23 protein-coding genes are annotated in these 22962 nt (G+C 54.1%); 15 read left to right on the forward strand and 8 right to left on the reverse strand.

The features are described 5' to 3' along the window. Position 1: 1 nt before the first annotated feature. From hemX to hemC, 3 genes are read right to left on the reverse strand one after another with little or no spacing between them, the layout of a single operon-like run. Positions 2 to 1177, reverse strand: a complete 1176-nt coding sequence (hemX, locus tag OGV85_RS01310) for a uroporphyrinogen-III C-methyltransferase (RefSeq protein ID WP_003017955.1) — start codon at positions 1175 to 1177, stop codon at positions 2 to 4. 21 nt (positions 1178 to 1198) lie between these two features. Next, positions 1199 to 1939 (reverse strand): uroporphyrinogen-III synthase, encoded by a 741-nt coding sequence (hemD, locus tag OGV85_RS01315; protein ID WP_061547940.1) that lies wholly within the window; start codon positions 1937 to 1939, stop codon positions 1199 to 1201. Further along, entirely contained in the window at positions 1936 to 2877 is a 942-nt protein-coding gene (gene hemC, locus OGV85_RS01320) for a hydroxymethylbilane synthase (protein WP_003841203.1), read from the reverse strand. The genes hemD and hemC overlap by 4 nt, the downstream gene beginning before the upstream one ends. A gap of 391 nt (positions 2878 to 3268) precedes the next feature. Between hemC and cyaA the strand changes: the two genes are divergently transcribed. After that, complete coding sequence (gene cyaA / locus OGV85_RS01325; protein ID WP_003017946.1) at positions 3269 to 5815, forward strand: class I adenylate cyclase; 2547 nt, start codon at positions 3269 to 3271, stop codon at positions 5813 to 5815. 94 nt (positions 5816 to 5909) lie between these two features. Here cyaA and cyaY read toward each other — a convergent pair whose 3' ends face one another. After that, complete coding sequence (cyaY, locus tag OGV85_RS01330; protein ID WP_061547941.1) at positions 5910 to 6230, reverse strand: iron donor protein CyaY; 321 nt, start codon at positions 6228 to 6230, stop codon at positions 5910 to 5912. A gap of 138 nt (positions 6231 to 6368) precedes the next feature. Between cyaY and lptM the strand changes: the two genes are divergently transcribed. The 8 genes from lptM (at position 6369) to corA (ending at position 13301) form a co-directional block, all read left to right on the forward strand. Beyond that, on the forward strand, positions 6369 to 6572 hold the full coding sequence (gene lptM, locus OGV85_RS01335; protein WP_003017937.1) for an LPS translocon maturation chaperone LptM: 204 nt from the start codon (positions 6369 to 6371) through the stop codon (positions 6570 to 6572). Between the two features lie 49 nt (positions 6573 to 6621). After that, entirely contained in the window at positions 6622 to 7446 is an 825-nt protein-coding gene (dapF, locus tag OGV85_RS01340) for a diaminopimelate epimerase (RefSeq protein WP_003841207.1), read from the forward strand. Then, complete coding sequence (locus OGV85_RS01345) at positions 7443 to 8150, forward strand: DUF484 domain-containing protein (protein WP_003017931.1); 708 nt, start codon at positions 7443 to 7445, stop codon at positions 8148 to 8150. Before dapF ends, OGV85_RS01345 begins: the two co-directional genes overlap by 4 nt. Next, a complete protein-coding gene (xerC, locus tag OGV85_RS01350; RefSeq protein WP_003841210.1) occupies positions 8147 to 9049 on the forward strand; it encodes a tyrosine recombinase XerC in 903 nt (300 codons plus the stop codon). The genes OGV85_RS01345 and xerC overlap by 4 nt, the downstream gene beginning before the upstream one ends. Beyond that, positions 9049 to 9765, forward strand: coding sequence for a 5-amino-6-(5-phospho-D-ribitylamino)uracil phosphatase YigB (gene yigB / locus OGV85_RS01355; protein WP_003017925.1), 717 nt, complete (start codon positions 9049 to 9051; stop codon positions 9763 to 9765). Before xerC ends, yigB begins: the two co-directional genes overlap by 1 nt. Before the next feature lie 64 nt (positions 9766 to 9829). Continuing rightward, positions 9830 to 11992: a DNA helicase II gene (gene uvrD / locus OGV85_RS01360; protein ID WP_061547942.1), complete on the forward strand. Its 2163-nt coding sequence runs from the start codon at positions 9830 to 9832 to the stop codon at positions 11990 to 11992. Positions 11993 to 12140: 148 nt separating this feature from the next. Continuing rightward, positions 12141 to 12197: a YsgD/CorL family protein gene (gene ysgD, locus OGV85_RS01365; protein ID WP_212723238.1), complete on the forward strand. Its 57-nt coding sequence runs from the start codon at positions 12141 to 12143 to the stop codon at positions 12195 to 12197. Positions 12198 to 12350: 153 nt separating this feature from the next. Further along, positions 12351 to 13301: a magnesium/cobalt transporter CorA gene (corA, locus tag OGV85_RS01370; RefSeq protein ID WP_003017920.1), complete on the forward strand. Its 951-nt coding sequence runs from the start codon at positions 12351 to 12353 to the stop codon at positions 13299 to 13301. Positions 13302 to 13374: 73 nt separating this feature from the next. Here the strand turns inward: corA and rarD are convergent, their stop codons facing one another. Next, a complete protein-coding gene (gene rarD, locus OGV85_RS01375; RefSeq protein ID WP_003841213.1) occupies positions 13375 to 14268 on the reverse strand; it encodes an EamA family transporter RarD in 894 nt (297 codons plus the stop codon). Between the two features lie 51 nt (positions 14269 to 14319). After that, the gene (yigI, locus tag OGV85_RS01380) at positions 14320 to 14787 is read right to left on the reverse strand and encodes an acyl-CoA thioesterase YigI (protein ID WP_003017917.1); all 468 of its coding nucleotides are present in this window, start codon (positions 14785 to 14787) and stop codon (positions 14320 to 14322) included. 165 nt (positions 14788 to 14952) lie between these two features. Between yigI and pldA the strand changes: the two genes are divergently transcribed. From pldA to rhtC, 3 genes are all read left to right on the forward strand, one after another. Beyond that, positions 14953 to 15822, forward strand: coding sequence for a phospholipase A (gene pldA / locus OGV85_RS01385; protein WP_061547943.1), 870 nt, complete (start codon positions 14953 to 14955; stop codon positions 15820 to 15822). Between the two features lie 88 nt (positions 15823 to 15910). Beyond that, entirely contained in the window at positions 15911 to 17740 is a 1830-nt protein-coding gene (gene recQ, locus OGV85_RS01390; RefSeq protein WP_003841217.1) for an ATP-dependent DNA helicase RecQ, read from the forward strand. Between the two features lie 63 nt (positions 17741 to 17803). Then, on the forward strand, positions 17804 to 18424 hold the full coding sequence (rhtC, locus tag OGV85_RS01395; RefSeq protein ID WP_016155134.1) for a threonine export protein RhtC: 621 nt from the start codon (positions 17804 to 17806) through the stop codon (positions 18422 to 18424). Positions 18425 to 18468: 44 nt separating this feature from the next. Here the strand turns inward: rhtC and rhtB are convergent, their stop codons facing one another. Beyond that, positions 18469 to 19089 (reverse strand): homoserine/homoserine lactone efflux protein, encoded by a 621-nt coding sequence (gene rhtB, locus OGV85_RS01400; RefSeq protein WP_003828938.1) that lies wholly within the window; start codon positions 19087 to 19089, stop codon positions 18469 to 18471. A 110-nt stretch (positions 19090 to 19199) separates the two neighbouring features. Here rhtB and pldB point away from each other — a divergent pair, with 110 nt between their 5' ends. From pldB to OGV85_RS01415, 3 genes are all read left to right on the forward strand, one after another. Beyond that, the gene (gene pldB, locus OGV85_RS01405) at positions 19200 to 20216 is read left to right on the forward strand and encodes a lysophospholipase L2 (protein WP_003017911.1); all 1017 of its coding nucleotides are present in this window, start codon (positions 19200 to 19202) and stop codon (positions 20214 to 20216) included. Positions 20217 to 20231: 15 nt separating this feature from the next. Continuing rightward, positions 20232 to 21032, forward strand: a complete 801-nt coding sequence (gene yigL / locus OGV85_RS01410) for a sugar/pyridoxal phosphate phosphatase YigL (protein WP_003017910.1) — start codon at positions 20232 to 20234, stop codon at positions 21030 to 21032. A 75-nt stretch (positions 21033 to 21107) separates the two neighbouring features. Further along, complete coding sequence (locus OGV85_RS01415; protein WP_032950638.1) at positions 21108 to 22007, forward strand: carboxylate/amino acid/amine transporter; 900 nt, start codon at positions 21108 to 21110, stop codon at positions 22005 to 22007. On the opposite strand, the gene metR is transcribed toward OGV85_RS01415, so the two are convergent. Further along, positions 21895 to 22848: an HTH-type transcriptional regulator MetR gene (metR, locus tag OGV85_RS01420; RefSeq protein WP_003017908.1), complete on the reverse strand. Its 954-nt coding sequence runs from the start codon at positions 22846 to 22848 to the stop codon at positions 21895 to 21897. The two genes, OGV85_RS01415 and metR, sit on opposite strands and share 113 nt — an antisense overlap. Positions 22849 to 22962: the final 114 nt, after the last annotated feature.

The following is a 22962-nucleotide window of genomic DNA, read 5'->3' on the forward strand; positions in this document are numbered from 1 at the left end:
ATTATTCTCCTTGCGGCGCGGTTGCCGGAGCGTCTGTCGAAGGCGCTGGCGCTGCTGCTACCGGTGCTGTGGCAGGTTGCGCCAGTAAATTACGTACGCGGGTCTGCATTAACTTGTCGAGAATAGCCTGACTCTGCAGCGTTTCCGGGACATCCATACTGATGCTTTGCTGGCTCAGTTGGTCTACTTCTTCAAGGAACGCTTTGGTCGCTGCATCGTCGGTGTCGTAGTAAGCACGCACCCATGTGGAGACATTTTCCAGCGCCTGGCGGTATGTCTCTTCCTGATGACGCGGCACGGCCTGGGCCGCTACTAACAGGCGGGAACGGATATTTTCACGTAAGTAAACGTCCTGGTTCGGTGCCAGCAGCGGTACGGCAGTTTCATCACGACGGCGCACGGTGATAAAGCTGTCCATAAAGTTCTGCCAGCTTTTTTGCAGATTGACGCGCCATTCGCTAATAGAGCTGGAAAGCTCGCTGCTGTCCGAGTCCATCGGTGAATCGTCGGTGTCGTTGTCGGCCAAACGCAGGTTATCGATCTGATTAGAGAGTTGATTCACTTTCAGGATAATGCCGTCATAGTCGACCTGAGTCACCGCGGAGAGGCTCGCGATATCGTCAGTAATCGCACGTCGCGCGGTAATTAAGCTCGGGTCGTTCATATCTGCCAGACTGGCATCAGCGCTTTTCAGAAGCGCCGCGGCGGTAGTGACGTCCTGATCGCTCCATAATTTGCGACCAGCCAGTTTCACCAGGAAATCAGCCTGCGCCAGCAGCCATGTTCCAGCATCGCTGCCGGAGATGGTGGCGACTTTTTGCTGGACTTCATCAAGCTGTTTGACCAGCGCGGCCTGCTGGCGAGTGGCTTCATCCAGCTGCGTTGCCTGCTGTTTAATAATGCCTTCCAGCTCAGCTTTTTGGCTTTCCTGCGCTTTTTGCAGTGCCGTCAGCTGGTTCGCCAGCGCATCGCTGGTTGCCGTTTGTGTTGTTGCCTGTTGTTTCCCCCAGCCGTACAGCCCAACGCCTGCTGCCAGCGCAATAGCAATCGCCACAGCGCTCAGAATCAGCGCGGTGCTGTTCTTACTCTTTTTTTCAGTATTAACTGGCTGTGACGTGGTTTCCACGGCCTCCCTGGTCTCTTCAACCACGGCGGAGGATTTTTCTTGTTCCGTCATTATGGCATCCCATTATGAGAGTTATTGTAATGCGCGTAGTAGCGCATCGTTGTCGGCGTTATCAGCGACCTTAATATCTTGCCAGCCCAGTTCCCGGGCGAGGTGCGCCAGACGCTCACTGACGACCAGCAGCCGACAGCGTAGTAACCAGTGCTCACGATACCACTGTGGAATGAGCGTCCAGAGTTGTTGTAGCATCTCTCCGCTAGTGACAACCACCGTGGTTACGCCACGGGATTGCCAGCGCATCGCTTCTTCTGCACCATCGTAATGTTTTTCACTGCGTTGATAACATTCACAAAAATCGACATCGGCTCCGCGTGCCGTCAGGGTTTCACCTATCAGCTCACGGCCACCGTTGCCGCGTAATATAAGCGCGCGTTTTCCCGCAATATTTTGTAATTCAGGTAATTGTAGCAAGACTTCGCTAATTTCCCGATCCAGAGGGTAGTGAATATTGAAGCCGCTAACAGTATGCAGCGCCAGCGCCGTTGTACGGCCAATGGCAAAATATCGCGGAAGGGATGGCCAGCTTTTCTCTTGCTGCTGAAGCTCGGCATCTGCAAAGGTAACGGCGTGCTGCGAGAGGGCGAAGACCAGATCGTTCTCCGTCAGCGCCGACAGTCGGGAAGCAAGCGTTGCCAGTTCCCGACCAGGTGAAAACTCGATGAGCGGAAAACTCCAGGCCACCTGCCCCAGTGTGCGCAGACGGCTCACTAACTCTTCCCCAGCGGGAGACGGGCGGGTGACCAGAATACTCATGCGGGTGCTTCTCCGTTATAAACTTCAGCCAGAATGGCGCGCGCACCGTTCTCCAGCAGTTCTTCTGCCAGAGAGATGCCCATCTGTTCGGCATCCTGTGTGGCGCCGCGACGTTCTCCGCATACCATCTGTGAACCGTCTGGCGCGCCGACCAGCGCACGTAGCCAAATCTCACCGTCGATGATTTCGGCATAGCTACCAATAGGTACCTGACATCCCCCTTCCAGGCGGGTGTTCATGGCGCGTTCTGCTTTGACGCGTAGCGCGGTTTCTTCATGGTTGAGCGGCGCTAACAGCGCCTGAGTGCGCATATCATCCAGTCGACATTCTATGCCTACTGCGCCTTGTCCGACAGCGGGCAGGGAGACTTCCGGCGGCAGAGCGGTACGGACTCGCGACTCAAGACCTAAACGTTTTAATCCAGCGACCGCCAGAATAATGGCATCATAATCGCCGTTATCCAGTTTGCTGAGGCGCGTGCCTACGTTGCCGCGCAGCGAACGGATGACGAGATCCGGGCGACGCTTCGCCAACTGGCACTGGCGACGCAAACTGGATGTCCCAACGATGCTGCCTGCGGGGAGTTCATCCAGCGTGTTGTACTTATTTGAGACGAAAGCATCACGCGGATCCTCTCGCTCGCAAATGGTGACCAGTCCAAGACCGTCAGGGAATTCAACCGGCACATCCTTCATGGAATGCACGGCGATATCGGCGCGTTTTTCCAGCAGCGCGACTTCCAGCTCTTTAACAAACAACCCTTTCCCTCCGACTTTCGCCAGCGGGGTATCAAGGATCACATCGCCACGGGTTACCATAGGAACCAGTTCCACGATCAGACCTGGGTGGTTTGCCATTAAGGCGTCTTTGACATAATGTGCCTGCCAGAGCGCAAGGGGGCTTTGGCGTGTGGCAATTCTCAAAACATTGTCTAACATGCTTGTTACCGTCATTATCAATCATTGACCATCCTAACATCCTTATCAAAGGGATGTCAGCGTTACGCTCAAACGTAAGTGAGAGGAAAAGGCGCTGCATCATCACTGTCAGTGAATAATGACGAGAAAAACCTCCCGACCGTATGAAGGAATTTACACGTAACGAACGGTGCTACACTGGTATGTAGCGCATCTTTCTTTACGGTCAATGAGCAAGGTGTTAAATTGATCACGTTTTAGACCATTTTTTCATCTGTAACTAATAAAAGTGCAGGGGAAAAAGGTAACGGTAATTTTTGACATACGGTTTATCCGGACTGATGACGAGGGTGGTAAGCGTTTGCGCCGCCGCTATCGACGCCATGACGGATGCAACATCAGGCGATACGTCTTGTACCTCTATATTGAGACTCTGAAACAGAGACTGGATGCCATAAATCAACTGCGTGTGGATCGCGCGCTTGCTGCCATGGGACCTGCTTTCCAGCAGGTATACAGTCTGCTGCCGACATTATTGCACTACCACCATCCGCTGATGCCGGGTTACCTTGATGGTAACGTTCCCAAAGGCATATGCCTTTACACGCCTGATGAAACCCAACGCCACTACCTGAACGAACTGGAACTGTACCGCGGTATGTCGCCGCAGGACCCGCCGAAGGGCGAACTGCCGATCACCGGCGTTTACTCGATGGGCAGTACCTCTTCGGTAGGGCAAAGTTGTTCGTCTGACCTTGATATCTGGGTCTGCCATCAATCCTGGCTGGATAGCGAAGAGCGCCAACTGCTGCAGCGTAAATGTAGCCTGCTGGAAAGCTGGGCGGCCTCGTTGGGCGTGGAAGTCAGTTTCTTCCTGATTGACGAAAACCGTTTCCGTCACAATGAAAGCGGCAGTCTGGGTGGTGAAGACTGTGGCTCGACGCAGCATATCCTGTTGCTGGATGAATTCTATCGCACCGCTGTGCGCCTCGCGGGTAAACGTATTCTGTGGAATATGGTGCCGGGCGACGAAGAAGAGCACTACGACGATTACGTCATGACGCTCTACGCACAGGGGGTGTTAACGCCAAACGAATGGCTGGATCTCGGCGGACTCAGTTCGCTTTCCGCCGAAGAGTACTTTGGCGCCAGCCTCTGGCAGTTGTACAAGAGTATCGACTCCCCGTACAAAGCGGTACTGAAAACGCTGTTGCTGGAAGCCTATTCCTGGGAATATCCCAACCCACGACTGTTGGCGAAAGACATTAAACAGCGCTTGCATGACGGCGAGATCGTCTCTTTTGGTCTCGACCCTTACTGCATGATGCTGGAGCGCGTTACCGAGTACCTCACGGCGATCGAAGATCCGACGCGCCTGGATTTAGTACGTCGATGTTTCTACTTAAAAGTGTGCGAGAAGCTGAGCCGTGAGCGCGCCTGCGTGGGCTGGCGTCGTGAAGTATTAAGTCAGTTAGTGAAAGAGTGGGGCTGGGATGACACTCGTCTGACCATGCTGGATAACCGCGCTAACTGGAAGATTGACCAGGTACGTGAAGCGCATAACGAACTGCTCGATGCGATGATGCAGAGCTATCGTAACCTGATCCGCTTTGCGCGGCGCAATAACCTCAGCGTCAGCGCCAGTCCGCAGGATATCGGTGTGCTGACCCGTAAGCTGTATGCTGCGTTTGAAGCGTTGCCGGGTAAGGTCACGCTGGTGAACCCGCAGATATCTCCGGATCTCTCGGAACCGAATCTGACCTTTATCCATGTACCGCCGGGTCGTGCCAACCGTTCGGGTTGGTATCTCTACAACCGCGCGCCTAACATGGACTCGATCATCAGCCATCAGCCGCTGGAATATAACCGCTATCTCAACAAGCTGGTGGCGTGGGCCTGGTTCAATGGCCTGCTGACCTCGCGTACGCATTTGTTTATTAAGGGCAACGGCATTGTTGATTTGCCGAAGCTGCAGGAAATGGTCGCCGATGTGTCGCACCACTTTCCGCTGCGACTGCCTGCGCCAACGCCGAAAGCGCTCTATAGCCCATGCGAAATTCGCCATCTGGCGATTATCGTTAACCTCGAATATGACCCGACGGCAGCGTTTCGCAATCAGGTGGTGCATTTTGATTTCCGTAAGCTGGACGTCTTCAGTTTTGGTGAAGAGCAAAAATGCCTGGTGGGTAGCGTAGACCTGCTGTACCGCAACTCGTGGAATGAGGTGCGTACGCTGCACTTCAACGGCGAGCAGGCGATGATTGAAGCGTTAAAAACGATTCTGGGCAAAATGCACCAGGATGCCGCGCCGCCAGACAGCGTCGAGGTTTTCTGCTATAGCCAGCATCTGCGCGGTTTAATTCGCACCCGCGTTCAGCAACTGGTGTCTGAGTGCATCGAACTACGCCTCTCCAGCACCCGTCAGGAAACCGGACGTTTCAAAGCGCTGCGTGTTTCCGGCCAGACGTGGGGATTGTTCTTCGAGCGCCTGAACGTTTCGGTACAGAAGCTGGAAAATGCGATTGAATTCTATGGCGCGATTTCACATAACAAACTGCACGGGCTTTCCGTCCAGGTTGAGACCAACCATGTGAAACTGCCGTCGGTGGTAGACGGTTTTGCCAGTGAAGGGATTATTCAGTTCTTTTTCGAAGAAACGGGTGATGAGCAGGGCTTTAATATCTACATTCTGGACGAAAGCAATCGGGCTGAGGTGTATCACCACTGCGAAGGTAGTAAAGAGGAACTGGTACGCGACGTCAGCCGTTTCTACTCATCGTCGCACGATCGTTTTACCTACGGCTCCAGCTTCATCAACTTTAACCTGCCGCAGTTCTATCAGATTGTGAAAACCGACGGGCGCGCGCAGGTGATTCCGTTCCGCACCCAGCCGATTAGCGCTGTTCCGCCCGTCAATCAGGACAACGATGCGCCGCAGTTGCAGCAGTATTTCTCTTAAGCATAGTGCCGGATGGCGGTGTAAACACCTTATCCGGCCTCCAAATGCGCGAGATGCCCAGGCCGGATAAGCGAAGCGCATCCGGCAATCACACTTAGTGGAAGCTCACCTCTTCACCTGCCTGCTGCGTTGCCGCCTGTTCCAGCAGATCCCAGAACGTTTCGCCGCTTCGGTCGCAGATCCACTCGTCGCCTTTCAGGTCAAAGTGGTAGCCGCCCTGTTTGGTCGCCAGCCATACCTGGTGCAGCGGCTCCTGACGGTTAATGATAATTTTGCTGCCGTTTTCGAAACTGATGGTCAGAACGCCGCCGTTGATCTCACAATCAATATCGCTGTCGCCATCCCAGTCATCCAGACATTCTTCAATGGTCATCCACAGGGTGTCAGCAAGGCGATGAAATTCACTGTCGTTCATTTTCTTATCCTATTTTTCGTGATGCCCGCAGTATAACGTGGAATAAATCGCGATGCAGTTTTTAGCCAAACTCTTGCTTTTACGCCTTCTCCTGCGATGATAGAAAACAGAAAGCATGAACTTTACAGGCAATCAATAATGAAAAACGTGTTAAAGCCACTCGCTGTCATTTTTACTCTGTTCAGCCTGACGGGCTGTGGGCTAAAAGGCCCGCTCTATTTCCCGCCAGCTGATAAAACCGCGCCGCCTCCGACCAAGAGCGTTCAGCCGCAATCGCAATCCACCACGCCTGAGAAAAACGATCGTGGGATTAGTGATGGGCCTTCTCAGGTGAATTACTAACGGCAGGAATAGATTTTACATTTCTGTACCCGCGTGAACGGAGTGAATGATGCAATTCTCTAAAATGCATGGCCTTGGCAACGATTTTATGGTCGTCGACGCGGTAACGCAGAATGTCTTTTTCTCACCAGAGCTGATCCGCCGCCTGGCCGACAGACATCTCGGCGTTGGATTTGATCAACTGCTGGTGGTTGAACCTCCGTATGATCCGGAGCTGGATTTCCACTACCGTATTTTTAATGCCGACGGCAGTGAAGTGTCACAGTGCGGCAATGGCGCCCGCTGTTTTGCCCGTTTTGTTCGCCTGAAAGGGCTGACCAATAAGCGCGATATTCGCGTCAGTACCGCGAATGGTCGTATGGTATTAACCGTAACCGACGACGAGCTGGTGCGGGTGAATATGGGCGAACCCAATTTTGAACCCTCGCAGGTTCCTTTTCGCGCTAATAAAGCAGAGAAGACCTATATTATGCGCGTGGCCGAACAGACAGTATTGTGCGGCGTGGTTTCAATGGGGAACCCGCACTGCGTGATTCAGGTTGATGATGTTGATACGGCCACGGTAGAAACACTGGGACCGGTTCTGGAAAGCCATGAACGCTTCCCTGAACGCGCCAACATCGGATTTATGCAGGTGGTAAAACGCGAGCATATCCGACTGCGCGTCTATGAGCGCGGCGCGGGTGAAACGCAGGCCTGCGGCAGCGGTGCATGCGCCGCCGTTGCAGTCGGTATCCAGCAGGGGCTGCTGGCAGAAGAAGTGAGGGTGGAATTACCGGGCGGTCGACTTGATATCGCCTGGAAAGGTCCGGGTCATCCGCTGTATATGACTGGCCCGGCGGCACATGTCTACGACGGATTTATTCACTTATGAAGCAACCAGGGGAAGAACTACAGGAAACGCTCATGGAGCTCGACGATCGGGCGGTCGTCGATTATCTGCAACGTAATCCTGAGTTTTTTATCCGTAATGCCCAGGCCGTTGAAGCGATGCGAGTTCCGCACCCAGTGCGGGGCACGGTCTCTTTAGTGGAATGGCATATGGCGCGGGCGCGTAATCATATTAACGTGCTGGAAGAGAACATGGCGTTGTTGATGGAACAAGCCAACGCCAATGAAAGCTTGTTCTATCGTCTGTTAAGTCTGCAAGGGCGGCTGGTGTCGGCCAGCAGTCTTGACGACATGCTGATGCGCTTGCATCGCTGGGCGCGTGAGCTAGGGCTGGCCGGAGCGACGGTTCGTCTGTTCCCGGATCGCTGGCGACTTGGCGCGCCATCAAAATTCACCCATCTGGCATTAAGCCGTCAGGCTTTTGAACCGTTGCGTATCCAGCGTTTGGGCCAGTCGCAGCACTATCTTGGGCCGCTCAATGGTCCTGAATTGCTGGTGATGATGCCGGAGGCGAAAGCCATAGGCTCAGTCGCGATGTCGATGCTCGGGCAGGATGGATCCCTTGGCGTGATGCTGTTTAGCAGTCGTGATGTTAATCATTACCAGCAGGGGCAAGGCACGCAATTGCTGCAGGAAATCTCGCTGATGTTGCCGGAGCTGCTGGAGCGCTGGATTGAACGCGTATGACCGATTCACCCCTTTCTCAGGATGTGGCGCGCTTTTTGCGCTATCTGGGCGTTGAGCGTCAGCTTAGCCCGATCACCTTGCTTAATTATCAGCGTCAGCTTGATGCCATCATTGCGTTAGCCGGAGAGACCGGTCTGCAAAGCTGGCAACAATGTGATGCGCTCATGGTCCGCAGTTTTGCTGTTCGCAGCCGTCGTAAAGGACTGGGGCCGGCGAGTCTGGCGCTGCGTCTCTCCGCGTTACGCAGTTTCTTCGACTGGCTGGTTAATCAGGGCGAACTGAAAGCCAATCCGGCAAAAAGCGTTTCCGCGCCGAAAGCACCGCGTCATCTGCCTAAAAATATCGATGTCGACGACGTTAATCGTCTGCTGGATATCGATCTCAACGACCCCCTTGCCGTGCGTGATAGAGCGATGCTGGAAGTGATGTACGGCGCGGGTCTGCGTTTATCTGAACTGGTTGGGCTGGATATTAAACATCTCGATCTCGACACCGGCGAAGTGTGGGTGATGGGTAAGGGCAGTAAAGAGCGTCGCCTGCCGATTGGCCGCAATGCGGTGGCGTGGATTGAACACTGGCTGGATCTGCGCGGACTCTTTGGCTGCGATGACGATGCGCTATTTCTGTCCAAACTGGGCAAACGCATCTCGGCGCGTAACGTGCAGAAACGCTTTGCTGAATGGGGTATCAAGCAGGGGCTGAACAGCCACGTACATCCCCACAAATTACGCCACTCCTTTGCGACGCATATGCTGGAGTCGAGCGGCGATCTGCGCGGAGTGCAGGAGTTATTGGGTCATGCCAATCTCTCCACAACTCAAATCTATACCCATCTTGATTTTCAACACCTGGCTTCAGTGTACGATGCGGCGCATCCGCGCGCCAAACGGGGGAAATAATGCGTTTTTACCGGCCTTTGGGGCGCATTTCTGCGCTCACCTTTGACCTTGATGACACCCTTTACGATAACCGTCCCGTTATCACACGCACCGAGCAGGAAGCGCTCGCGTTTGTACAGAATTACCATCCGGCGTTGAATTCGCTGCAAAATAGCGACCTACAGCGCTTGCGTCAGGCCGTTCGCGACGCCGAGCCGGAAATCTATCACGATGTTACCCAATGGCGTCACCGGGCCGTAGAACGCGCTATGCTGGAGGCGGGTTTGTCAGCGGCAGAAGCCAGAATGGGGGCGAATGCGGCGATGATGAATTTTGCCAAATGGCGTAGCCGCATTGAAGTCCCACAGACGACGCATGACACGCTGAAAGCGCTGGCTCGCAAATGGCCGCTGGTGGCGATCACCAACGGTAACGCGCAGCCGGAACTGTTTGGCCTGGGTGATTACTTTGAGTTTGTGCTGCGCGCCGGCCCCGACGGACGATCAAAACCGTTCAGCGACATGTACACGCTGGCGGCGGAAAAACTGAAAATGCCTGTAGGTGAGATCCTGCATGTGGGTGATGACCTGACGACAGACGTCGCGGGCGCCATCCGTTGTGGTATGCAGGCCTGCTGGATCAAACCGGAAAATGCCGACCTGATGCACACCGCAGACAGTCGTTTGCTGCCGCATATCGAAATTTCACAGTTGGCATCTCTGACCTCGCTGATATAATCACCAACAACTCTGTATAAATTCCCAGGGGTCCGGCTGGGCCCTGTTGATTCCGGCGGTGCCAATGGACGTTTCTTACCTGCTCGATAGCCTCAATGACGAACAGCGCCAGGCTGTGGCCGCGCCACGCATCAACATGTTGGTTCTGGCAGGCGCGGGGAGTGGTAAAACGCGCGTGCTGGTGCACCGTATCGCCTGGTTACTGACGGTAGAGAACAACTCGCCGTATTCGATTATGGCGGTAACCTTTACCAACAAAGCGGCGGCGGAAATGCGCCACCGTATTGGTCAGATCATGGGAACCAGCCAGGGCGGTATGTGGGTGGGGACGTTCCACGGTCTGGCGCACCGTCTGCTGCGCGCGCACCATATGGATGCCAACCTGCCGCAGGATTTCCAGATCCTCGACAGTGAAGACCAATTGCGTCTGCTTAAGCGCCTGATCAAGGCGATGAACCTGGATGAGAAGCAGTGGCCGCCGCGTCAGGCGATGTGGTTTATTAATAGTCAGAAAGACGAAGGGCTGCGCCCGCACCATCTGCAGAGCTATGGCAACCCGGTTGAGCAAACCTGGCAGAAAGTGTATCAGGCTTACCAGGAAGCGTGTGACCGCGCCGGGTTGGTTGATTTCGCCGAGCTGCTGCTGCGCGCCCATGAACTGTGGCTCAACAAGCCGCATATCCTGCAGCACTATCGCGAACGCTTTACCAATATCCTGGTGGACGAATTTCAGGATACCAACAACATTCAATACGCCTGGATCCGCCTGCTGGCGGGCGATACCGGTAAAGTGATGATCGTGGGTGATGACGACCAGTCGATCTACGGCTGGCGCGGGGCGCAGGTGGAAAACATCCAGCGCTTCCTCACCGATTTCCCGGGCGCAGAAACCATTCGTCTGGAGCAGAATTACCGCTCGACCAACAATATCCTCAGCGCAGCTAACGCCCTGATTGAGAACAACAACGGGCGTCTGGGTAAAAAGCTGTGGACCGACGGTGTCGACGGTGAACCGATCTCGCTTTACTGCGCGTTCAACGAACTTGATGAAGCGCGTTTTGTGGTTAACCGCATCAAGACCTGGCAGGACAACGGCGGCGCACTTGAACAATGCGCTATTCTGTACCGCAGCAACGCCCAGTCGCGCGTACTGGAAGAGGCGTTGTTACAGGCCAGCATGCCGTATCGGATTTATGGCGGGATGCGCTTCTTCGAACGCCAGGAAATCAAAGATGCGCTCTCTTACCTGCGTCTGATCGCTAATCGCAATGACGACGCCGCATTTGAGCGCGTGGTGAATACACCGACCCGCGGGATTGGCGATCGTACTTTAGATGTGGTGCGTCAGACCTCCCGTGACCGCCAGCTAACGTTGTGGCAGGCTTGTCGTGAGCTGTTGCAGGAAAAAGCCCTCGCGGGGCGCGCTGCCAGCGCCTTACAGCGTTTTATGGAGCTGATTGACGCACTGGCCCAGGAGACCGCCGATATGCCGCTGCACGTGCAAACTGACCGGGTGATTAAAGACTCCGGCCTGCGCATGATGTACGAGCAGGAAAAAGGCGAGAAGGGCCAGACGCGTATCGAAAACTTAGACGAACTGGTGACGGCAACGCGCCAGTTCAGCTACAACGAGGAAGATGAAGACTTAATGCCGCTGCAGGCGTTCCTGTCTCACGCCGCGCTGGAGGCGGGCGAAGGGCAGGCGGATACCTGGCAGGATGCGGTTCAGCTGATGACCCTACACTCGGCGAAAGGTCTGGAGTTCCCGCAGGTGTTTATCGTCGGCATGGAAGAAGGCATGTTCCCCAGCCAGATGTCGCTGGACGAAGGCGGACGTCTCGAAGAGGAACGCCGCCTGGCCTACGTCGGCGTGACCCGCGCGATGCAAAAGCTGACGCTGACCTACGCCGAAACGCGTCGTCTGTACGGCAAAGAGGTTTACCATCGCCCGTCGCGCTTTATTGGTGAACTGCCGGAAGCGTGTGTTGAAGAGGTACGTCTGCGCGCCACGGTCAGCCGCCCGGTAAGCCATCAGCGAATGGGCACGCCAATGGCGGAAAACGATACCGGCTATAAGCTTGGCCAGCGCGTACGCCATGCCAAGTTTGGCGAGGGCACCATTGTCAATCTGGAAGGCAGCGGCGAGCACAGTCGTTTGCAGGTCGCGTTCCAGGGGCAGGGAATCAAATGGCTGGTGGCGGCCTATGCTCGACTGGAAACGGTATAACTTTCAGAAAAATATCATTATTTTGTAACGATCTGCTAGCCTTACTGATGAGCAGGTAATTTATCCAGGCTAGCGTTTCGTTGCGTGTTGACGTCAAAATTTTGCTGGCGTAACATGCGCGCACGATTACGCTAAGAGGACATTCGCCTTGGACACACCCAGTAGATACTGGCTCATTATCCTGTCATCCAGGATCAACTCCTAAGGCTATCCCTTTTTGCTGATAGCCTTCGCGGTTGTCAGCGACCTTCTGTTTTTCCCGTCGCGCTGAGTCAGGCTGTTTAATGGTCTGAAACCCAATTTGTTTCTGTGTGCCCTCCGAACTGTCCGATAATTTTTTGCATTGGGAGTCCCGGTCATGCTGAGCGCATTTCAACTGGAAAACAATCGTTTAACTCGCCTTGAGGCAGACGAGATCGAGCACCTTGCCAGTTCGGTTTGGGTCGATTTAGTCGAGCCGGATGACGAAGAACGAAACCGTGTGCAAAAGGACTTGGGCCAGAATCTGGCTACGCGCCCTGAACTGGAAGACATCGAAGCATCCGCGCGTTTTTTTGAAGACGAAGACGGTCTGCACATTCACTCCTTCTTCTTTTATGAAGACGCCGACGATCACGCGGGTAACTCAACCGTCGCATTTACTATTCGCGAAGGCCGTCTGTTTACCCTGCGCGAGCGCGAATTGCCGGCCTTTCGCCTGTACCGCATGCGTGCGCGTAACCAGGCTATGGTGGATGGCAATGCCTACGAGCTGTTGCTCGACCTGTTCGAAACCAAAATTGAACAGCTGGCGGATGAGATCGAAAACATCTACAGCGACCTGGAAAAACTCAGCCGTGTGATCATGGAAGGGCGTCAGGGCGATGAATATGACGAAGCGCTGTCGACGCTGGCGGAACTGGAAGATATCGGCTGGAAGGTACGCTTGTGTCTGATGGATACCCAACGCGCACTGAACTTCCTGGTGCGTAAAGCGCGGTTGCCGGGCAGTCAGCTGGAGCAGGCGCGTGAGATCCTGCGCGATATCGAATCTCTGCTGCCGCACAATGAATCGCTGTTCCAGAAGGTTAACTTCCTGATGCAGGCGGCGATGGGTTTTATCAACATCGAGCAGAACCGCATCATCAAGATCTTCTCAGTGGTTTCTGTGGTGTTCCTGCCGCCGACGCTGGTGGCGTCCAGCTATGGGATGAACTTTGAGTTCATGCCGGAACTGCACTGGAGCTTTGGTTATCCTGGGGCGATTGTCTTTATGATGCTCGCCGGTCTGGCGCCGTATCTGTACTTTAAGCGCAAGAACTGGCTGTAATGGCGGTGACTTATCCGGCCTACGGTGATGTGTTTTTGTAGGCCGGATAAGCGAAGCGCCATCCGGCAATCCCCTAGCTCCGACGAACCCGTCGTTGCGTATAAATCGCATCCATTACGAAAATCGCCAGCGCGACCCAGATAAACGCGAAAGTGACCATCTTGTCCGCACCCGGTACTTCACCGTAGAACGTTACCGCCAGCAGGAACATCAGCGTAGGGCCAATGTACTGGAAAAAACCCAGCGTCGACAGACGCAGGCGGGTTGCCGCGCCGGTAAAGCACAGCAGCGGTATGGTGGTCACGACACCCGCAGCAATCAGCAGCAGATTGAGCGACATCGGGTTTTGCCCCATATGGCTGGTTGGGCTGTCCGCAATGCCAAACAGATAGATGGCTGCAACGGGTAAAAGCCACAGGGTTTCGATCAGCATGCCGGTTTGTGCTTCGACCGCAATCTTCTTGCGCACCAGGCCATAGAACGCAAAGCTGAACGCCAGTCCCAGCGCGATGATTGGCAGCGATCCGAAGGTCCACAGCTGTACCAGCACGCCGCAGGCGGCTAACAGTACCGCCAGCCACTGCATGCGGCGAAAGCGTTCGCCGAGGAATAGCATTCCCAGCACAATATTCACCAGCGGGTTAATAAAATAGCCGAGGCTGGCTTCCAGCATATGGTGATTATTGACTGCCCAAATGAACAGCAGCCAGTTTCCGCCGATGAGCACCGCCGAGAGCGCCAGCAGGAAGATCTTCTTTGGCGTTTGGAGCAGCGTTTTGACACCCGACCATTGGCGGCTGATGCTCATCAGCACCACCATGAAGAAAAATGACCAGATGACGCGGTGCGTCAGGATCTCATCCGCCGGGACATAGTAAATCAGCTTGAAGTAGGCAGGCGCGATACCCCAAATAAAATAAGCAGCAAGAGCGAGTAACACGCCCTGCCGCGTTTGTTTAGCATCCATCGGGAAAACTCATTGCAGAAATGTAACAGCAGTTTACCTTTTTTTGGCTGCTTACCCCACCATATAAGTGGCGGTTGCGCTGGCAATATAAAGCTGTTCTTCGTTATGCAGTTCCACGCGTGCCACGGCGACTTTATTACCCGCCCGCAGCAGGCTGCTGGTGGCGGTAAAGCGATTCCCTCTCCCTGGGCGCAGGTAATCAACGCGCAAATCGATGGTTCCCATGCGTGACATCCGCTGACGCAGTTCGTCCTCACTGATCGTCTCATGGCGGGTTAGCGTACTGCCAACGCACACCAGTCCGGCGGCGACGTCCAGCGCCGAGGCGATCACGCCGCCATGCAAAATGCTTTGCGCCCAGTTGCCGACCATCATCGGTTGATTATTAAAGGCTAATTGAGCAAATTCTTTCTCATAGCGTTCAAGCTCCAGTCCCAGCGCCCGGTTAAACGGCATATGATAGACAAACATTTCACCCACTAACTTCAGCGCTTCCTCAGCAGTAAGTACGGCAGACATATGATCCCTACATCTTAATGGTTAATGAAATGTTGATATTATGCTTATTATTTGTTGTTTTCTACTTTAGGACGGGATAACTAACGAGGAACTCGCTAAGTATGTAGAATACTTGCCAGATAATTATACAATTCATCAATATTTTGGTTCAGGAGAACAGTACTGATGCGGGCGATTCTGGGATGGTTACTACCAGCAGTCATGCTGCCGTTGACCGCGTATGCGCAGGAAGCGACAGTGAAAGAGATTCATGATGCACCGGCGGTTCGTGGCAGTATTATCGCCAACATGCTGCAGGAACATGACAACCCTTTCACGCTTTATCCTTATGACACTAACTATCTTATCTACACCAATACCAGTGACATGAACAAAGAGGCGATCAGCAGCTATAGCTGGTCCGAAAATGCGCGCAAAGATGAGGTTAAGTTTCAGCTAAGCCTGGCGTTTCCGCTCTGGCGCGGGATATTAGGCCCAAAGTCGGTACTCGGCGGCTCCTATACCCAGAAGTCCTGGTGGCAGCTTTCTAACAGTGAAGAGTCTTCACCGTTTCGCGAAACCAACTACGAACCGCAATTGTTCCTCGGTTTCGCCACCGACTACCGCTTTGCCGGTTGGACGCTTCGTGATGTCGAAATGGGTTATAACCATGACTCCAACGGTCGCTCCGATCCCACTTCACGTAGCTGGAACCGTCTTTATACTCGTCTGATGGCTGAAAACGGTAACTGGCTGGTGGAAGTTAAGCCGTGGTACGTCATTGGCAGCACTGATGATAACCCGGATATCACAAAATATATGGGCTACTATCAGCTCAAACTGGGTTATCACCTCGGTGACGCCGTCTTAAGTGCGAAAGGTCAGTACAACTGGAATACCGGTTACGGCGGCGCTGAGTTGGGTGTCAGTTACCCCATTACGAAGCATGTACGTCTTTACACCCAGGTTTACAGCGGTTACGGCGAATCGCTGATTGACTATAACTTCAATCAGACCCGTGTTGGTGTGGGCGTGATGCTCAACGATATCTTCTGATAAGTATTGAGAGTATTTTAATCATTGCAGTTTCTCTCTCAGGCGCTGAAAATAGCGCCTGTTTTTATTTCAGGCTAATGGGGTTAATGTGGCGCAGGCGGAAGTGTTGAATCTGGAAATGGGCGCTAAACAGGTTTTGCAAGAAACCTTTGGCTACCAACAGTTTCGCCCTGGTCAGGAAGAAATCATTGATACCGTGCTCTCTGGTCGCGACTGCCTGGTCGTTATGCCGACCGGCGGCGGTAAATCCCTGTGCTATCAAATTCCCGCATTATTGCTAAACGGACTCACCGTTGTTGTTTCTCCGCTGATTTCCTTGATGAAGGATCAGGTCGATCAACTGCTGGCCAACGGCGTGGCGGCGGCGTGCCTTAACTCTACTCAAAGTCGTGAGCAGCAGCTTGAGGTGATGGCAGGCTGTCGTACAGGACAGATTCGCTTACTGTACATTGCGCCCGAACGCCTGATGCTGGATAACTTCCTTGAGCATCTGGCGCACTGGAATCCGATGCTGCTGGCGGTTGATGAAGCGCACTGTATTTCGCAGTGGGGGCATGATTTCCGCCCCGAATACGCGGCGCTGGGACAGTTGCGCCAACGTTTCCCAACCCTGCCGTTTGTGGCGCTGACCGCGACCGCGGATGAGACAACCCGGCTGGACATTGTGCGTCTGCTGGGACTCAACGACCCGTTAATTCAGATCAGCAGCTTTGATCGCCCGAACATTCGCTACATGTTGATGGAGAAGTTTAAGCCGCTCGATCAGCTGATGCGCTACGTGCAAGAGCAGCGCGGTAAGTCCGGCATTATCTACTGTAACAGTCGCGCTAAAGTCGAGGATACCGCCGCGCGTCTGCAAAGCCGTGGCATCAGCGCCGGGGCTTATCATGCCGGGCTGGAAAATGCCGTACGCGCCGAGGTGCAGGAGAAATTCCAGCGCGATGACCTGCAAATCGTGGTGGCGACCGTGGCGTTCGGTATGGGGATCAACAAACCTAACGTACGCTTCGTGGTGCATTTCGACATTCCGCGCAATATCGAATCCTATTACCAGGAAACCGGCCGCGCCGGGCGTGATGGCTTGCCCGCGGAAGCGATGCTGTTTTACGATCCGGCTGATATGGCATGGCTACGCCGTTGCCTCGAAGAGAAACCCGCTGGGCAACTGCTGGATATCGAACGGCATAAGCTCAATGCGATGGGGGCGTTTGCCGAGGCGCAAACCTGTCGTCGCCTGGTGCTGCTGAATTATTTTGGCGAAGGGCGTCAGGAGCCTTGCGGTAACTGCGACATCTGCCTCGATCCGCCAAAACAGTACGACGGACTTATGGATGCGCGCAAAGCGCTGTCGACGATTTACCGTGTTAACCAACGCTTTGGTATGGGGTACGTCGTGGAAGTGTTGCGCGGAGCGAATAACCAGCGTATTCGCGAACTGGCTCATGACAAACTGCCGGTCTATGGCATTGGTCGCGAGCAAAGCCACGAACACTGGGTGAGCGTTATTCGCCAGCTTATTCACCTGGGCCTGGTGACGCAGAATATTGCTCATCACTCCGCGTTACAGTTAACCGAAGCCGCGCGTCCGGTGCTGCGCGGTGAAGTTCCACTACAGCTTGCGGTACCGCGTATTGTGGCGCTGAAACCGCGCGCGATGCAGAAATCCTTCGGCGGCAACTATGACCGCAAACTGTTCGCCAAATTGCGTAAGCTGCGTAAAGCCATTGCCGATGAAGAGAACATCCCGCCGTACGTGGTGTTCAACGACGCTACGTTGATTGAAATGGCCGAACAAATGCCGGTTTCACCGAGTGAAATGCTGAGCGTCAACGGCGTGGGAATGCGTAAACTTGAGCGTTTCGGTAAAGAGTTTATGGCGCTTATTCGCGCACATGTTGATGGTGACGACGAAGAGTAGTCAGCCGGGCAAAAAAGTGCCAGGATGGTGACTCACTGAACTATTCCCCCGCGAGTCATTTTTATGTTAACGCTATTTTTCACCGTTGCGTTGGTGCACATCGTTGCGCTGATGAGTCCCGGTCCCGATTTCTTTTTTGTTTCTCAAACTGCGGTTAGCCGTTCGCGCAAAGAAGCGATGATGGGCGTGCTGGGTATTACCTGCGGCGTCATGGTCTGGGCAGGCGTGGCGCTGCTCGGCCTGCATCTGATTATCGAAAAAATGGCCTGGCTGCACACCATTATTATGGTCGGTGGGGGTCTGTATCTGTGCTGGATGGGCTACCAGATGCTGCGCGGCGCGTTTAAAAAACAGGATGTTGCGACCCCGACACCACAGGTTGAGCTGGCGCAGAGCGGACGCAGCTTCTTGAAAGGTCTGCTGACCAATCTGGCGAACCCTAAAGCCATTATCTATTTTGGCTCCGTCTTCTCATTGTTCGTTGGCGACAACGTCGGAACGGGCGCGCGTTGGGGAATTTTTGCTCTGATTATCGTGGAAACGCTGGCGTGGTTTACCGTGGTCGCCAGCCTGTTTGCGCTACCGAAGATGCGTCGTGGCTATCAGCGCCTGGCGAAGTGGATTGATGGTTTTGCCGGGGCGCTGTTCGCGGGCTTCGGTATCCACCTGATTATTTCGCGCTAAGTTCGCTCCAGACCGGATGAGCGTTAGCGCGTCCGGCCCTGTTATCAGGCATGCCTTGCCGATGCCAGCAGGGCGCCTATCAGCATAAACAGCGAGCCGAACACTTTGTTCAGCGCCTTCATTTGCTTTGGCCCTTTAATCCAGCCAGCAATGCGCGTGGCCAGCGTTGCGTAACCGATCATCACAATGATATCGACCACGATGGTCGTAACGCCAAGCACCACGTACTGCATCAGTTGCGGTTCCTGCGGCAGGATAAACTGCGGGAACAGGGCGGCAAGAAAAACAATGCTCTTGGGGTTGGTCAGATTCACAAAGACCGCGCGTTTGAACAGGCGGCTGCGTGATTGTGTATTCGCCATGGTGTTCAGATCGATAGCGCCCGCAGCCCGCCATTGTTGAATACCCAGCCAAATCAGATAGGCCGCTCCCGCCCACTTCAGCACCTCAAATGCGATCACCGAACGTGAAAATAGCGTTCCTAGCCCCACGCCTACCAAAACGATATGAATGCCCAGCCCGGTCTGTAAACCTGCAATCGACGCGCTGGCACCGCGATAACCATGGCTGATGGCAGTGGTCATAGTGTTGATTGCGCCAGAGCCTGGAGACAAGCTCAAAATAATAGAGGTCAGCAGGTAGGCGAACCACCATTCAAAGGTCATGAGAAACTCCCGGATTGTCTATTTTTATGCCACAATACGCTACTGCCGTTAGGTTGTATCAGCGACGGCGAAAAAAACGATTTTACTTGGTCAGCGAGGCTGGATACCCGATGTTTCAGCAGCAAAAGGACTGGGAAACAAGAGAAAACGCGTTTGCTGCTTTTTCCATGGGGCCACTGACAGATTTCTGGCGTCAGCGGGAAGAAGCGGAATTTACGGGTGTGGATGATATCCCCGTACATTTTGTGCGTTTTCATGCAGAAAAAAACGATCGCGTCATCGTCGTCTGTCCTGGACGCATTGAAAGCTATGTGAAATACGCTGAACTGGCGTATGACCTGTTTCATTCTGGTTTTGACGTGCTCATTATCGATCACCGTGGTCAGGGGCGTTCCGGGCGAATGCTTTCGGATCCACATCGCGGTCATGTCGATAACTTTAATGACTATGTCGACGATCTAACCGCCTTCTGGCAGCAGGAGGTGCTACCCGGCCCGTGGAGAAAACGCTATATCCTGGCGCATTCAATGGGCGGGGCGATTGCCACGTTATTCCTGCAGCGCCACCCGAATCAGTGTGATGCCATCGCGCTTTGTGCACCGATGTTTGGTATTGTGATGCGCTTTCCCGACTGGATGGTGCGCCACATTCTGGATTGGGCTGAAGGGCACCCGCGGATCCGCGAAGGCTATGCGATGGGAACCGGGCGCTGGCGGGCGCTGCCGTTCGGTATGAATGCGTTAACCCATAGTCGACAGCGCTATCGGCGCAATCTACGCTTCTATGCTGATGAGCCGCGGTTGCGCGTTGGCGGTCCCACCTATCACTGGGTACGCGAAGGGATTCTGGCTGGTGAACAGGTTTTGGCTGGCGCTGGGGATGATGCGACGCCGACGCTGCTGATTCAGGCTGAAGAAGAACGTGTAGTGGATAACCGCATGCACGATCGTTTTTGTGAACTCCGCGCCGCAGCGGGCCATCCTGTAGAAGGAGGTCAGCCGCTTGTCATAAAAGGCGCGTACCATGAGATCCTTTTTGAAAAGGACGCCATGCGCTCAGTCGCGCTTAACGCTATTGTCGAATTTTTCGACAAGCATAACTCATCCAGCGGAACCCGCTTTGCCTAGAGGTTGAATTTTCTTATGTATCAGGTTGTTGCGTCTGATTTAGACGGTACGCTGCTTTCCCCCGACCATACTCTGTCCCCTTATGCCAAAGAGACGCTGAAGTTATTGACCGCTCGCGGCGTTAACTTCGTGTTTGCGACTGGCCGTCATCATGTTGATGTGGGGCAAATTCGCGATAACCTCGGCATTAAAACCTACATGATCACGTCCAACGGCGCGCGGGTGCATGATTCTGACGGGAATCTGGTTTTTTCCCATAACCTGGATCGCGACATTGCCAGCGACCTGTTTGGCGTAGTGAATGCAAACCCGGACATCGTGACCAACGTTTATCGCGATGATGAATGGTTTATGAATCGCCATCGTCCGGACGAAATGCGATTCTTCAAAGAAGCAGTGTTTAATTATTCCCTGTTTGAACCTGCATTACTGGAGCCTGAAGGCGTCAGCAAAGTGTTCTTCACCACCGACTCTCACGAAAGACTGCTACCGCTGGAGCAGGCGATTAACGCCCGCTGGGGCGATCGCGTCAACGTCAGCTTCTCTACGCTTACCTGTCTGGAAGTCATGGCGGGCGGCGTGTCGAAAGGTCATGCGCTGGAAGCGGTAGCGAAAGCGATGGGCTACAGCCTGAAAGACTGCATCGCTTTTGGCGACGGGATGAACGACGCGGAAATGCTCTCCATGGCGGGCAAAGGCTGCATCATGGGCAATGCCCATCAGCGCCTGAAGGATCTGCATCCGGAGCTGGAAGTCATCGGACTCAACGCCGACGATGCCGTGCCGCACTACCTGCGCGATCTCTTTTTAAAGTGATTGTTCTTTAGTTGACCAGTTGTCAACTAAACTCTCCGCTACAATGGATGTTCCCTGTTCTAAGAGACATCCATTGTGGCGCTACTCATCATTACCACTATTTTGTGGGCATTTTCCTTCAGCCTGTTTGGCGAGTACCTTGCCGGTCATGTCGATAGCTATTTTGCGGTGCTGGTGCGCGTTGGACTCGCGGCGCTGGTGTTCCTGCCGTTTTTACGAACCCGTGGGCACAGCGTAAAAACGATCGCGCTGTATATGCTGGTGGGGGCCATGCAGCTTGGCATTATGTATATGCTGAGTTTTCACGCCTACCTGTATCTGACGGTTTCAGAGCTGTTGCTTTTCACCGTGCTGACGCCGCTCTACATCACGCTGATTTATGACCTGATGAGCGGACGTCGTCTGCGCTGGAGTTATGCCTTTAGTGCGTTACTGGCGGTGATTGGCGCGGGGATAATTCGTTACGATCAGGTGACCAGCCACTTCTGGACCGGTCTGCTGCTGGTACAGTTGTCCAATATCAGCTTTGCTATTGGTATGGTGGGCTATAAACGTCTGATGGAAACGCGGCCAATGCCGCAGCACAACGCCTTTGCTTGGTTTTACATGGGGGCCTTTATGGTGGCGGTAGTGGCCTGGTTCATGCTGGGCAATGCGCAGAAAATGCCTGCAACCACGCTACAGTGGGGAATTCTGGTCTTTCTTGGCGTGGCAGCGTCCGGCATTGGTTACTTTATGTGGAACTACGGCGCGACCCAGGTGGATGCGGGCACGCTGGGCATCATGAACAATATGCATGTCCCGGCCGGGCTGTTGGTTAACCTGGCTATCTGGCATCAACAACCTCACTGGCCAAGCTTCATCATTGGTGCGGCTGTGATAGTGGCTTCACTGTGGGTACATCGAAAGTGGGTCGTTCCGCACTCCGCACAAACGGCAGGTGATCGCAGGCGTGATTCCGCGCTGAGCGAATAAACGCTTCTGTGACCGGCTGTCGCTGCTCGCCATCACGCACGGCGGCGTACAGTCGGCTCCACAACCCATCACCCAGGGTTTTAGTCACAACTAAACCCTGGCGTTCAAAACTCTCCACCACCCAGTGCGGTAATGCCGCGATACCCATTCTGGCTGCAACCATCTGAATCAGCAGCAGGGTGTTATCCACGCTCTTCAGCGACGGACTAACACCTGCAGGCTGCAGGAAATGCCGCCATACATCCAGTCGACTCCGTTGCACTGGGTAAATGAGCAGCGTCTCGCTGGCCAAATCTTCCGGCGTGATTTGCGTTTTGCTGGCCAACGGATGGTCCGGCGCCAGTACCAGGCGGACTTCAAAATCAAACATCGGTGAGTAGTGCAATCCGCTGCGCGGCAGGATGTCGGAGGTTAATACCAGATCCAGCTCATCCTGCTGTAGCGCTGGTTGCGGATCGAACGTCACGCCGGATTTAAAGTCCATCTCCACCTGTGGCCAGTTGGCACGAAAATTCTCCAGCGCGGGCGTCAGCCATTGAATACAACTGTGACATTCAATTGCGATTCGCAGCCGGGTTTGCTGCGGTTCGTTGCAAGCCTGCAGCGCGCGACCAATTTGCGGCAACACCTGATTGGCTAACTGCAGCAGGATTTCTCCCTGCGGCGTAAAGCGCAGAGGCTGGCTTTTACGGATAAAAAGTCGAAAGCCAAGGCGCTGCTCCAGATCGCTGAACTGGTGAGAAAGGGCGGATTGGGTCTGATGCAACGTCGCCGCGGCGGCTGCCAGCGAACCACTATTCCGCAACGCCTGGAGCGTTTTCAGGTGTTTAATCTCGATCATGAAAGTCCTTCACTTCGGCATGAACAAATTGCGCTTGAGGAATATACAGTAACTGCCAAATATAGATGTGTAAACATCTGGACGGCTAAAATCCTTCGTCTTTTAAATTTATGG

It is taken from the genome of Citrobacter sp. Cf132, assembly GCF_030333885.1.
Classification (GTDB): domain Bacteria; phylum Pseudomonadota; class Gammaproteobacteria; order Enterobacterales; family Enterobacteriaceae; genus Citrobacter; species Citrobacter freundii.

Coding starts and splice junctions, on each gene's coding strand:
- hemX (WP_003017955.1), bottom strand. CDS start 1,177: ATGACGGAACAAGAAAAATCCTCCGCCGTGGTTGAAGAGACCAGGGAG.
- hemD (WP_061547940.1), bottom strand. CDS start 1,939: ATGAGTATTCTGGTCACCCGCCCGTCTCCCGCTGGGGAAGAGTTAGTG.
- hemC (WP_003841203.1), bottom strand. CDS start 2,877: ATGTTAGACAATGTTTTGAGAATTGCCACACGCCAAAGCCCCCTTGCG.
- cyaY (WP_061547941.1), bottom strand. CDS start 6,230: ATGAACGACAGTGAATTTCATCGCCTTGCTGACACCCTGTGGATGACC.
- lptM (WP_003017937.1), top strand. CDS start 6,369: ATGAAAAACGTGTTAAAGCCACTCGCTGTCATTTTTACTCTGTTCAGC.
- dapF (WP_003841207.1), top strand. CDS start 6,622: ATGCAATTCTCTAAAATGCATGGCCTTGGCAACGATTTTATGGTCGTC.
- OGV85_RS01345 (WP_003017931.1), top strand. CDS start 7,443: ATGAAGCAACCAGGGGAAGAACTACAGGAAACGCTCATGGAGCTCGAC.
- xerC (WP_003841210.1), top strand. CDS start 8,147: ATGACCGATTCACCCCTTTCTCAGGATGTGGCGCGCTTTTTGCGCTAT.
- yigB (WP_003017925.1), top strand. CDS start 9,049: ATGCGTTTTTACCGGCCTTTGGGGCGCATTTCTGCGCTCACCTTTGAC.
- uvrD (WP_061547942.1), top strand. CDS start 9,830: ATGGACGTTTCTTACCTGCTCGATAGCCTCAATGACGAACAGCGCCAG.
- corA (WP_003017920.1), top strand. CDS start 12,351: ATGCTGAGCGCATTTCAACTGGAAAACAATCGTTTAACTCGCCTTGAG.
- rarD (WP_003841213.1), bottom strand. CDS start 14,268: ATGGATGCTAAACAAACGCGGCAGGGCGTGTTACTCGCTCTTGCTGCT.
- yigI (WP_003017917.1), bottom strand. CDS start 14,787: ATGTCTGCCGTACTTACTGCTGAGGAAGCGCTGAAGTTAGTGGGTGAA.
- pldA (WP_061547943.1), top strand. CDS start 14,953: ATGCGGGCGATTCTGGGATGGTTACTACCAGCAGTCATGCTGCCGTTG.
- rhtC (WP_016155134.1), top strand. CDS start 17,804: ATGTTAACGCTATTTTTCACCGTTGCGTTGGTGCACATCGTTGCGCTG.
- rhtB (WP_003828938.1), bottom strand. CDS start 19,089: ATGACCTTTGAATGGTGGTTCGCCTACCTGCTGACCTCTATTATTTTG.
- pldB (WP_003017911.1), top strand. CDS start 19,200: ATGTTTCAGCAGCAAAAGGACTGGGAAACAAGAGAAAACGCGTTTGCT.
- yigL (WP_003017910.1), top strand. CDS start 20,232: ATGTATCAGGTTGTTGCGTCTGATTTAGACGGTACGCTGCTTTCCCCC.
- metR (WP_003017908.1), bottom strand. CDS start 22,848: ATGATCGAGATTAAACACCTGAAAACGCTCCAGGCGTTGCGGAATAGT.